The following is a 12008-nucleotide window of genomic DNA, read 5'->3' as shown; positions in this document are numbered from 1 at the left end:
GAGCGTCGCGAGGAAAAACCGGCGGTCATCGTCGTCATCGAAAATTTTTTCCCGCCGATTGCCGCGTGCCATCACATGGTAAAAAGCACCGGGAAATTCAAGTCGCAGGCTGCGGGGCATGCTGGAACGCTACGGGAGAGGTGAGATCTGTCAAGATTTGCACACTGACCCCATTTCTCCCAAGCCTCAGAGAGCGTCGCGAGGAAAAACCGGCGGTCATCGTCGTCATCGAAAATTTTTTCCCGCCGATTGCCGCGTGCCATCACATGGTAAAAAGCACCGGGAAATTCAAGTCGCAGGCTGCGGGGCATGCTGGAACGCTACGGGAGAGGTGAGATCTGTCAAGATTTGCACACTGACCCCAGTTCCCCCGGGAGAGGTGAGATCTGTCAAGATTTGCACACTGACCCCAGTTCCCAGTTCCCCCAGTTCCCCAGTTCCCCAGTTCCCACGCGGGCATGCTGGAATGCTACGGGAGAGGTGGGATTTGTCAAGATTTGCACACTGACCCCAGTTCCCACTCTGACCCCAGTTCCCACTGACCCCAGTTCCCACGGTTGATGAGTTTCAAGGGAGCCCTGGATACCATCGTGGCGAACACCTCGCGCTATCTGCGACGGCAGAAGCACGCCAGGAAGATCCGTGAGATCTGGGACTCAATCATTGCGATGATCGGCGAAAAGGTCATCAAACTAAGACCCTTTCGTCGTGAACCCAGAGCCAAGAAGAAACGGCCGAAACCCTTCAGCTATCTGACGGCTCCGAGAGCGGAATACCGGGACCTCCCTCATCGAGGAAAACCCCGGTCTCTCGCTTAAAACAGTGCCATTCTCATCTGACCCCTTTCACATCTTCCTATCGATTAGTCTGGGAAGGCAATCGATGATTCAGTCGTAAATAGCTTATGAACAAATCTCGCACTAGTAAAAGCAGCCAAGTCCTGCGCATTGTCGCCTTTCTTGGAATCAGCAAAGTCGCAAACCGACTTCGCAATCAAGACTGATGGTTTGGGCTTGCTTGAGTGCCGCCCTGCCAGCGCGACTGCGTATGCTTCCATTTCCAAACCAACCGTTTTCCTCGACTTGGCTTTTACTTCTTCAACCAAAGAACCGTCTTGAACGACTGCGGCACCCGACGCGATTACGCCCATGCTAAGTCTCGGGGTGAAACGCCCAGCCATCCCGGACCAAAGCTCTCCAATTTCCGTCATGCCCCGCTGCTCATTCGCCCAATCCTTGAGAATTGCACGCAAGTCAGGCGAAACCGCTATCTGCTGTGGGTCGGGAATCAGTATCCGTTCACCATCCTCATTGCGGATAATCTTACCGCTTCCGTAGTCGAAGAAGGAACTCCCAACGATGATGTCACCCAGCTCTTGATTATCATCTGTGCCAGCCAAAATTCCACACATCACCAAATAACGGGGTCGCTCTCTTTCGATAAGCTTCATAGCAGTAACACACGCTGCAGTCATTCCCATTCCCGGGGCCTCGCAAGCAACCACACCGAGTTCTTTCACGCAGCCCTCCCACTGACCACGATAGAGAATCATTTCAGTCTCCGGACAGAACTCCTTAACCCAACCACCTGGCAACTTTAGCACCTGCGCAATCTCGACATCGGGCGAAGCGGTCAAAATTGCTACATCACATCCATAGGATGCGCGCTCGCTCTTGACTTTCTCAACCCTGCGCTTGATATAGTCCAGCTTCCTCTTGAGGCCCTCAATCCACAACTGATCGCCCGCTCTATAGTCTACTAAATGTATTAAGTAACTAGCTACTTTTTCTCTAATTTCTAAATCATCTGCACAAAACTCGGACAGGCAGATAATATGATTAGGTTGATGGCAAGAACCGCCATCGACAATCTCCTCGAGGATACTCATACCCACTGAAGATGTGGGCATAGAATCTCCCCTCATTGGGAGAAATATATCCAGAACCAAAAGTTCAAGATCATCGTGCTCCCCAAGAATTTTGACGGCTTCAAAGAAATTCCGGGCTCTGATCAAATCAAGATCTCCTACGTTTTTAGCGAGAATAGACTCTACCTCGTTGTATTTCTGATCACTATCCTCGACGACTAAAACTTTCATTGAGATTGAATATCCTTTAGGATTTTCTCGATTTCTACGACCCATCGATCGGAGATTGACGTATAAAAAACTGTTCCTATCAGCAACCCTTGAAACTCTTGTTCCAGTTTATTCATAAGATCACGAAACTCGATCGTCTCAACCCCGTCATCGAAGCGATCAAACTGAGTCACAATTACTACCTTTGCATCATAATCCAGCAAATCCATCTCCCCCAGTAACTCCCTACCTCCAAAATATCGTGTTCTACCCTCGAATCTTCCGTCGCTTCTTTCCGTGGTGGGTATTGTCATATCTAGAAGCACGATATCGTAGCTTTCTCGCTCAATCTCTTGCAGCGCTTTCTGAAAAGATCTTCTGACGACGACTTTGCTTCCATTCAGCGATTTAAAAACAACTTCTCGCAAAGCAGTAATTTTCGCGTTAGAGTCGTCTATGATTAATACTTTCATTCCGCGATTCCTGAAATCATCATGGTTATCTTTACAACAACATCTTCCCCGTCGGACACAGCTTCAAGATTGTGTGTGCCTGCTTTAAACTCATACCGGAGAGCTGCTAGTATCTTGGCAAAGCCACTGCCCTTCTCCTTGATCGCAGAGTCTGGGTCCTTATCAAGATTAATTTCTCTTATCCGTCGGTTTATGACACTTGTCGCCCGCTCTACAGATTCACTAGAGCTCATTCTCGAAAAGACCCGCAACTGCAGTTCTCCATCTAAGTTGGTTAACTCAATTCTCCCTCGAAATGCGTCTGCATCGACATCCGTATGCTTGATACCATTTTCAATAAGGTAGAAAATAACATGCACAAATGAGGTGAAAAATCGCCCTTTTAGCCGCATTCCCGCAGCGACTTCTTTCGAATATATCCCCTGCAATTCAGGATGGAGCCTTTCGAGCATACCCACAGCCGTATTGAGCGCGAATGAAAATTCCACATCTTGACCGATAGCGCCCGTAAGATCTTGAAACCATCGTAACATGTCATCACATGCGCTCTCCAGTTCTTGCTTCGCCTGCAGAATACGAGTTCGAAGCGGTTGCACCCCGTCAATTGCTTCAATATCTTTGACGCATACATCAAAATAGTTCAGAAGCGAGGGCTTAATCTCCGCTGAGATTCGCTCGCGCAGAACAGGAAGGCAATCTCGTGTGCGTTCAGCAAGAACTGAAAACACTTCAAAGGAAAACGACTTCCAGTCAACCCCCTCGGAATCTTCGAAGTCATGATGCTCAAGGAGCCACTGGTCCTTGAAAAAGTAGTTAAATACAGCACTGGCATCTCCTTCCTTCAGGTCTGTCTGTACAACCTCATCTCTGAAACGACGCGCCTCGTCCGCCACATTGGAGGTAAGCTTTTCTAGCGCCTCTAGGGCAACCTCTTGCTGTTGCGGTTCAAGAGACGCTAGAGAGTCAAACTCAAAGAAGCTTGTGCTCTTGACTTGATCCGAGACTCTCTCAGAGACCAGAAGAGCATGCGCTTTCAGCGGCTTTAGAAGATGCTCAACGACAATTCCGTGCCTAATTCTACCGCTCAAGCATGCCTCGAATCCGAATTGCGGACTCCGGATAAAGATCTTTCTTAGTCGATTGAAAGCCGAAAGATACGCATCGTTATACGCTTGGAGTAGTGCATCTTGACTAACTACAATAGTCTTACCCTCGCCAGACGCCGAAACCTCGCTGAATACCTTTTGAATTGTTTCTGCGAATGCAGCTAGCGCGAGCTCTTTTCTTGAGACGTAATCTTGATGGATTTCTTCGATCTGCTCCCCCTCGACATCTTGAAGGCTCGCGAGGTCTAGTACCAATTTATTGTCATCAATTCTGTTGAGACCTGCTCGCAGTTGTGAGACCTGAATCAGATTTAGCTTTTCTCGCTCAACCTGTTTAGCATATTCGGGATAGTTCTCAGTAACCCAACGAAGAAGCCGCAGACGCTCCTCGTCCACCTTATCGTTCGTGTCTAAAGCGCTGATTGAATCTAGGTTCTCCGCAGTACACACCCGGAATACGAATTCACGTACGCGCTCTGAGCTAAAGGGGAGAGCGAGCTTTAAAAACTCTGATGGCAGAGCTACTCCCCAATGTTTCAAGAACCGCTTTATCGCCAAACAATTCTCGTGCGGACCAACCCTAGCCAGCCATGCAAGGATTGGGAAGTCGATTGATTGGCTAAGTTCTTTTCGATTACTATATGATAGTTCGTAAAATTGAGTCAGATTTAGGCGTTTTAAGGCAGATGCTCCGTTGATCTGAAGGTCAACCAGCAATGCCTGTGCAGATTCAGAATCACCCATCAAACGAAAAACCTCGGCCCGCAGAATAAGTGCCTGGTCCAGTGCAAAGCGGACAGTTCCGTGAACTGGATCATCTTTGCACTCTTCGATGAAGCTAGTAATTGACGTGAGCGCTGTCGGCAAAAAGCCCAGTTTTAGAGCAATAAGGCCCTTGAAATATTTTCTTCTGATTTCGGCAACCGGATGTTCATCCCCGAGCCCTACGAACACTTTGTAACTTTGTGCCGTTGCCAGAGTATAGAGAAATTGGGCACTGCATGAATCCGGCTTCCTTTCGATCAATAGAGCGAGGTAGTTCCGCCACGGCACAATGTTTGTAATACTTTCATTGTGACGTGGTGAAAAATGGTAACCACGGAGATTTGCAAGTCGTACGAGTCGGGGGGAGGTCCCTTGACCGGAGTAAGAGCGAATAAATGCTCTTATCTGTGATCCTAATGAAAAGAAACCGGCTCGTAGGGAAAATCGGTCTAACTCATCGTACACGCGATCTCCGATGTTGTTATCGCGAAGTACCTTAGCAAGTGTTTGTGCCAGCCAATTTTCTGGAGAGTCATCGACTTGCTCCTCACTATTTTGGTAAAGATCTGCCTTGACCTTTAGATCAAGTAGATTGAAGTCATATGGAGCATCAGATTGAAATTTAGCAACTTCAATAGGAATTTTTGTATAGTCGCCGGTGAAGTAGTAGTCCCAACACTGGATGCTCTCAAAGGCATCGCTGTTCAAGCGGGATTTGACGCGGCCGCAGTGATGTTTTTCGAGTATTATCCGTGCGTCATTTCCGTCGATGGCGAGAATCTGAAGTGCGCGTGTCACGTCCCGCTCCCATGTGCGATCCGCAGTCAATAAGTGTGTGGCCAGTTGGATAAATGCGCCGTATCGATCGACCAGAGGCAAGTCTTCCAGACATTCGAGAAGAGAGTTAATTCGACCGATCTCCATTTCTTGAGGCAGTTCGTCAAGCAGGAGCAGGCCTAGCATATCGCCAATTGGCTCCATGTTTATCGCCTCTAGTGATCTACGGAGGCTTCTCCGAAGTATTCTCGGGGGTGTATCGGTTCTCGTTAGGTAGGAGCGCAGGTTAAGAATTGGCACGGCGAGAGAACCCTCTGCTTCATTCAGCATCGCTTGTTGATACTCAGCGAGCTGCACCTCGGATGCGGATGCTGAGAAGGCTAGGACCCGCCATTGATGCGACCATAGAGATTTTCCAAATTCTAACTCATGCTGGTCAAGGAGCTGATGCGTTGCTTCAACCTGACCCCGCATAAAGTTTTGTTCGACGCCATCACGTATTTTCTCGTGAGACGCGAGAAGGAGAGGCTCGGCGGAACAAATAGTAGCGAACCAATACAGGGCCTTGGATCCAATCGACGTGAATTCTACCTCCTTGTAACGCCCGAATTCGTTCCACGTTTCAATACGATAATTTGGTGAGAACTCCTTGCGAACGTGGTCGGGCTGCTCCTTAAGTCTACGCCCTAGTTCCTCAAAGTCGCCGATGCCAGCTTTCTTTAAGAAAGTGACAAGTGCATTTCCTGAGTTTGCATCAAGTTGTAAGACCTGATTGATGAGCTGTGCTGTATTCATGTCTTCAATTTTGTCGAAGTCCCGTGAGGCCTGAAGCGATTGAAGGCAACATAGATCTTTGAGGTTAGTTCGACTATCTAAGATCCCCTCTTGTTCACCTCGCAGACTTTCGGTTACAACGCTATCCCGCGTGTCGATGTTCAGCAATCGTCTGAAAGGGGTCGGTCCGTGAGATGCGATATTCTCTAATTTTTGAGAAAGCAGCTAGGGTTGTCCGCCCCCTAAAGTGGTCGCCTCGGCGAGGCGACCCTGCCTTACTGGCATGCTTCGCACTCTCCGCCGTTCATCCTCCTTCGCCTACGGCTTCGGCGGACAAGTCGGCAGCGGGTTGTGATTCATTGACATGCCTCGCATTCGCCTCCGTTCATCATCGCATCGAGCGAACAGGCGCTCTTCTCGGCTTCGGTGAAGACTTTGGCTGCTGGCGCGGCCCCCCCTCCGCCGCTCATGACGCCGCGGATGGCTTTGTCGACTTTGCCGGTGGAGCTTTCGACGTCACTGGCTTGGAGGGTGCGGAGGTAGTAGGTGGTCTTGAGGCCCTTTTCCCAGGCGCGGCGATACATGTGAGAGAGGCTCTTCATGTCGGGCTGGGCGAGGAAGAGGTTCACGCTCTGGCTCTGGTCGATCCACTTCTGACGGCGCGCGGCGGCGTCGATGATGTACTCGTAGCCGACGCTGAAGACGGTCTTGTGCTTCTGCTTGAGCTCTTGCGGGATGGTGTCGATGTCCTCGAGCTCTCCCTTGAAGTATTTCAATTCGTCGACCATTTCCTGGTTCCACAGGCCGGCCTTCTTGAGGTCGCGGACGAGCTCGCGGTTGAGGACGATGAAGTCGCCGCTGAGGTTGCTCTTCACGTAGAGGTTCTTGTAGTTCGGCTCGATGCAGGGGGTGGTGCCCATGATGTTCGAGATGGTGGCGGTCGGCGCGATGGCGAGGACGTTCGAGTTCCGCATGCCGTGGGTGGCGATCTTTTCGCGGACGACGCTCCAGTCCATCTTGCCGCCGCGGGGGACGTCGATCTTCTTGCCGCGCTCGTCTTCGAGCAGGTCGACGGTATCCTGCGGGAGCAGGCCGCGGTCCCATTTGGAGCCTTTGAAGGTCGAGTAGGTGCCGACTTCGGCGGCGAGGTCGCTGGAAGCACTATAGGCGTAGTAGGCGATGGCTTCCATGAACTCGTCGTTGAACTCGACGGCGGCATCGGAGGCGAAGCTGAGGCCGCGCTTGTAGAGGGCGTTCTGCAGGCCCATCACGCCGAGGCCGATCGGGCGGTGGCGTGAGTTGGCGGTCCTGGCGGCTTCGGTCGGGTAGAAGTTGATGTCGATGACGTTGTCGAGCGCGCGGATGGCGACGGTGATGGTCTCCTTGAGCATCTCGTGGTCGAGCGCGCCATCGGCGGTGACGTGGGTGTCGAGGACGACGGAGCCGAGGTTGCAGACGGCGGTTTCTTCCTCGGAGGTATTGAGGGTGATCTCGGTGCAGAGGTTGCTGGAGTGGATGACGCCGCAGTGGTCCTGTGGGGAGCGGACATTGCAGGGATCCTTGAAGGTGATCCAGGGGTGTCCGGTTTCGAAGATCATCTTGAGCATGCCTTTCCAGAGCTCGATGGCGGGCATTTCACGCGACCAGATTTTGCCTTCGGCGGCCATGGTCTCATATTCGGTGTAGCGCTGTTCGAAGGCCTTGCCGTAGAGGTCGTGGAGGTCGGGGGTTTCGTTGGCGCGGAAGAGGGTCCAGTGGCTACGTTCCTCCATGCGCTTCATGAACAGATCGGGAATCCAGTTGGCGGTGTTCATGTCGTGGCAGCGGCGGCGTTCGTCACCGGTGTTCTTGCGCAACTCGAGGAAGTCCTCGATGTCGTTGTGCCAGGATTCGAGGTAGGCGCAGCCGGAGCCGCGGCGCTTGCCGCCCTGGTTGACGGCGACGAGCTGGTCGTTGTGCAGCTTGAGGAAGGGGATGATGCCCTGGGACTCGCCGTTGGTGCCTTGAATGTAGCCGCCGGTGCCACGCACGGAGGTCCATGAGCCACCGAGGCCGCCGGCCCACTTTGAAAGGAAGGCATTTTCGGCGATGCCGCGATACATGATCGATTCGATGGAGTCGTCGACCTTGTAGAGGTAGCAGGATGAGAGCTGGCTATGGAGGGTGCCGGAGTTGAAGAGTGTCGGGGTGGACGAGCAGAAGCGGCGGCCTTTGTAGAGGTTGTAAAGGCGGATGGCCCAGTCTTCGCGTTTGGTTTCCTCGCCTTTGAAGAGGCCCATGGAAACCCGCATCCAGAAGAACTGCGGGGTCTCGATGCGGCGGTGCTTTTCACCAGTCTTGTCGACGATGAGGTAGCGGTCGTAGAGGGTCTGGATGCCGAGGAAATCGAAGTCGAGGTCGGCGGTGGGGTCGAAGGCCTCGGCGAGGGTGTCGAGGTTGTAGAGCTTGAGCAGCTCGGGATTGAGGCGCTTGATGGCGATGCCGTGCTTGAGGTAGCTCTTGAAGGCGGCCTTGTGGGCGAACTTGAGCTTTTCCACGCCGTCGCGCAGGATCGACCAATCGAGGACTTCCTCGTAGATGTAGGAAAGCAGGATGCGGGCGGCGAACTTGGCGAAGTCGGCGTCCTTTTCGATGAGCGACTTGGAATTGAGGATGACGGTATTCTTGAGGTCCTTCTCCTTGATTTCGGCGCCGACGGAGCGGCGGAGTTCGCGCTCGATTTCCGAATCGGTGAGGCAGAGGTCGAGGCCGATGGAGGCGAAGGCGATGCGCTTCTTGAGCTCGGTGCCGTCCCAGAGTTTGGTCTCGCCGTCGTCGGTGATGACGGTGATGAAGAGCTCCTGATTGGTTTCATCGGGTGCTTCCTCCATGTCGATGCGCATCCGCGAACGTTCGTCGCGGTAGCGGATGTAGTGGGCGGCGGCCTTGAAGTGGCCCTGCTTCATGAGCTCCTCCTGGACCATGTCCTGGACGTCCTCGATGTGGACGAAGGAGTTGTCGCCATTGCGGACGCGCTCGGTGACGCCGCGGGCGACGTCGGTGGCGGCCTCGGGGATTTCGTGGATGGTGAGGAAGGCTTTTCTAACAGCGATCTCGATCTTGGTTTCGGACCAAGGCACGACGTTGCCATTGCGGCGGATCAGACGCACCGGCAGGGCGTGTGGGGCGGTGCCGGCGGAGATGCTGCCGCCCTTTTCGATGGAGCGGCGGAAAGCGAGCGACTTGGCGACATCGTAGGCGTCGTTCTCGAGCAGGGCCTTTTCGATGAGCAGGTAGAGGTCGCCTTCGGAAAGACGGAGTCGGCCGCCTTCGTCGAGGGTCTTGGTGAGCGAGTTGGCGACGGCGTGGGCGACGTCGGAGACGAACTTGCGGTTTTCCTCGGTGAAGATCGATTCGTCATCGTGTTTGCGGGCGATGAGCAGGTCGGTGAGGGATTCGCCGATGGCATCGGCGACGTGTTCGAGGGAGAAGTGCTGTTCCTCGTTGCCACGGGTGACGGTGATGTCGGTGATCGGTTTGCGGCGATCGGCGTGCAGGACCTCGCGCCACTGGTAGGCGCTGCCGCGGGCGTCGTCGGACTTTTCGGAGCCGAGGGAGAAGCGGTCGGTGATGACTTGCTTGAGGTTGAGGTCTTCGTCGAGATTGAGATTGGTGTACATGTTGGAGAAGGTGGTTTTGCTTTTTAGCGGGCGGGCGAGGTGGCGTGCGGTTTAGTGCCGAGTGAGAAGTGTGAAGTGAGAAGGGGAAGAGATGCGAGGCGGAGATGGATAACTGTTTGGGAGCCGGAGGGTTAGGACTTCTCTTTGAGGGAGTCTAGGCGGCGTTTCAGGGAATTGATGAGGCCGCGGAGCATGCGGGAGATCTCGCGGGTTTCTTTGATCATTTCGCGGGAGCCCTCCAAGGGGGGCAGGCCGACGCGCTGGCGAACGCGGTCGTGGACGTAGAGCTGGGTGCGGAGTTCGCCGCAGGAACCTTTGCTGTAGCGGAGGAAGTTGATGTAATCCTTGGTGTTATCGCGCTCGGAGCCTTCGGCGATGTTCGATGGAATCGAGAGTGATGAACGCTCCATCTGACTGCGAAGCGCGAAGTCCTTCGACTCATACAAGGCCACATGAACATCGACTGACAACTGGCAGCTGCGCTTCCAGACGTCCAAATCCTCAAATGTCTCAATTTCACTCATCGCTACGAAATCGTCGTTAGTCTTCTGCCTTTCACTTCTCACTTCTCACTCGTCACTCGGCCCTGGAGCGAAGCGACTCACAGATCATCGTCGTCGACGTCTCCGAGTGCGCTGGCTTTCTGGTACTCGGTGACGCGGCCTTCGAAGAAGTTCTGCTCCTTTTTGATGTCCATCATTTCGGCGAGCCAGGGGAAGGGGTTCTGGGTGCTGCCTTCTTCGTTGAGCGGGGCGAGGCCGCAGGATTGGAGACGGCGGTCGGCAATGTAGTCGATGTAGGTCTCGAAGTCCTTCGAATTCAGACCGATACCGGCGACGGGCAGGCAGTCGCGGATGAACTCCTTTTCGAGACGGATGCCTTCGGCCATGGTGTTGCGGAGGTCCTGCTTGAAGTCCTCGGTCCAGATGTCGGGGTTCTCGTCGATGAGATCCATGAGCAGGTTGCGGAAGACTTCGATGTGGTTGCTTTCATCGCGCAGGGTGTAGCGGAACATCTGGCCGATGCCCGGGAACTTGTTCTGGCGGTAGAGGCTGAGGATCATGCCGAAGAGGCCGTAGAACTGGGTGCCTTCCATGACCTGGCCGAAGAGGAAGATGTTCTTGGCGAGATCCTGCTTGTTCTTGGTCACCGTGAGGTCGATGTCGCGGCGCATGGCGCGGCTGTTCGAGGTGACGAAGTGGTTCTTGGCGGTGATCGTCGGGACGTCCTCGAACATCGCTTCGCACTCGTGCGGATTGAGGCCGATCGAGCTGAGCATGTAGACCAGCGAGTCGGCGTGAATGTTTTCCTCGTGGGCATGGCGGCCGAGGACGAGCTTGAGCTCGGGGGCGGTGACGACCTCGCGAACGACGTGGAGGATGTTGTCGCCGACGATGCCTTCGGCAGCGGAGAAGTAGCCGATGCCCATCTTGATGATCCAGCGTTCGACGTCGGAGATTTCGTCGCCATTGCGCCACTGCTCGACGTCTTTCTGCATCGGGATGTCCTCGGGCTCCCAATGGTTGTTCTTCATCGTCTTGTAGAGGTCGTAGGCCCAGTGGTACTTGAGCGGCAGGATGTTGAAGAACATCGTGTCCTTGCCGTTGATGACCTTCTTGGCGTTGAAAGCCTGTTCGGCCTTTTCCTTATCTAAGACAAATGTGCGGGAACCGAGAGTAATGGTGGTAGTGGAGGCCATGGTAGAGTGTCGAGAAATCAGGGGAAAGAGAGGGGGTGCTTTGGGTCTCTGAAGTGGTTTTGCTGGTGTCGCGCAGCGTTTCGGAGACTGCCCGAAATGCCGAATTCGCTCAAGATCGTTTTGCTCATATGGTATTCACAAATCTATTAACATACCATATGTGGTATGATTTGTTTACTTAAGGTATCTTGACAAATTGGTGGAACGGTGCCATAGGCCGAGAAATAAGGCACTTGTGGCGAATCGGGGGAAGGGGGTGTTCCACGGTCTAGCCCTACGAATTATTGCGCAGGCTTCAGCAGCGGGAATGTCGCGGCTGGAATTTTAAAATGTTAGGCGGAAAACGGGCCTGGTTTCAGCGCGAGTGCTGATAGTGAGTCGCTTATGCTTCTAAAAACTTTATTGGGCGGGCGGCTCGGGGATCCCGGGGTGGGAGGGGATTATCGGGGAAATGGCGGGGGGTGAGGGAGTTGTGGCTGCTGAGTGGGGAGTGCCGAGTGAGCAGTGCCGAGTGAGCAGTGCCGAGTGAGAAGTGAGAAGTGAGAAGTGAGAAGTGAGCAGTGAGCAGTGAGAAGTGAGCAGTGAGAAGTGAGCAGTGCCGAGTGAGCAGTGCCGAGTGAGCAGTGCCGAGTGAGCAGTGCCGAGTCTACAGCGCCGAAAACCAGTTGCTCGAAGCTC

Annotated in this window: 7 protein-coding genes; 1 reads left to right on the top strand and 6 read right to left on the bottom strand. The window is 53.7% G+C overall.

What is annotated here, in order from left to right:
- Positions 1–560 precede the first annotated feature (560 nt).
- Complete coding sequence (locus tag ACFQY0_RS20605) at positions 561–818, top strand: hypothetical protein (protein WP_379716752.1); 258 nt, start codon at positions 561–563, stop codon at positions 816–818.
- A 44-nt stretch (positions 819–862) separates the two neighbouring features.
- On the opposite strand, the gene ACFQY0_RS20600 is transcribed toward ACFQY0_RS20605, so the two are convergent.
- The 6 genes from ACFQY0_RS20600 to ACFQY0_RS20575 all read right to left on the bottom strand — a co-directional run bounded on the left by ACFQY0_RS20600 (position 863) and on the right by ACFQY0_RS20575 (position 11330).
- Positions 863–2098, bottom strand: a complete 1236-nt coding sequence (locus ACFQY0_RS20600; protein WP_379716748.1) for a phosphorylase family protein — start codon at positions 2096–2098, stop codon at positions 863–865.
- Complete coding sequence (locus tag ACFQY0_RS20595; protein WP_379716744.1) at positions 2095–2550, bottom strand: response regulator; 456 nt, start codon at positions 2548–2550, stop codon at positions 2095–2097. The genes ACFQY0_RS20600 and ACFQY0_RS20595 overlap by 4 nt, the downstream gene beginning before the upstream one ends.
- Complete coding sequence (locus ACFQY0_RS20590; protein ID WP_379716741.1) at positions 2547–5993, bottom strand: hypothetical protein; 3447 nt, start codon at positions 5991–5993, stop codon at positions 2547–2549. The genes ACFQY0_RS20595 and ACFQY0_RS20590 overlap by 4 nt, the downstream gene beginning before the upstream one ends.
- Before the next feature lie 335 nt (positions 5994–6328).
- Positions 6329–9631 (bottom strand): ribonucleoside-diphosphate reductase subunit alpha, encoded by a 3303-nt coding sequence (locus tag ACFQY0_RS20585; RefSeq protein WP_379716738.1) that lies wholly within the window; start codon positions 9629–9631, stop codon positions 6329–6331.
- A 131-nt stretch (positions 9632–9762) separates the two neighbouring features.
- Positions 9763–10155 (bottom strand): four helix bundle protein, encoded by a 393-nt coding sequence (locus tag ACFQY0_RS20580; RefSeq protein ID WP_379716735.1) that lies wholly within the window; start codon positions 10153–10155, stop codon positions 9763–9765.
- Between the two features lie 77 nt (positions 10156–10232).
- A complete protein-coding gene (locus ACFQY0_RS20575; RefSeq protein WP_379716732.1) occupies positions 10233–11330 on the bottom strand; it encodes a ribonucleotide-diphosphate reductase subunit beta in 1098 nt (365 codons plus the stop codon).
- Positions 11331–12008: the final 678 nt, after the last annotated feature.

The sequence above is a fragment of the Haloferula chungangensis genome, assembly GCF_042664875.1.
Lineage (GTDB): Bacteria > Verrucomicrobiota > Verrucomicrobiia > Verrucomicrobiales > Akkermansiaceae > Haloferula > Haloferula chungangensis.
Note: the sequence above shows the minus strand (reverse complement) of the source record. Positions and strands in the feature narration are given on the sequence as shown.

Coding starts and splice junctions, on each gene's coding strand:
- ACFQY0_RS20605 (WP_379716752.1), top strand. CDS start 561: ATGAGTTTCAAGGGAGCCCTGGATACCATCGTGGCGAACACCTCGCGC.
- ACFQY0_RS20600 (WP_379716748.1), bottom strand. CDS start 2,098: ATGAAAGTTTTAGTCGTCGAGGATAGTGATCAGAAATACAACGAGGTA.
- ACFQY0_RS20595 (WP_379716744.1), bottom strand. CDS start 2,550: ATGAAAGTATTAATCATAGACGACTCTAACGCGAAAATTACTGCTTTG.
- ACFQY0_RS20590 (WP_379716741.1), bottom strand. CDS start 5,993: ATGAATACAGCACAGCTCATCAATCAGGTCTTACAACTTGATGCAAAC.
- ACFQY0_RS20585 (WP_379716738.1), bottom strand. CDS start 9,631: ATGTACACCAATCTCAATCTCGACGAAGACCTCAACCTCAAGCAAGTC.
- ACFQY0_RS20580 (WP_379716735.1), bottom strand. CDS start 10,155: ATGAGTGAAATTGAGACATTTGAGGATTTGGACGTCTGGAAGCGCAGC.
- ACFQY0_RS20575 (WP_379716732.1), bottom strand. CDS start 11,330: ATGGCCTCCACTACCACCATTACTCTCGGTTCCCGCACATTTGTCTTA.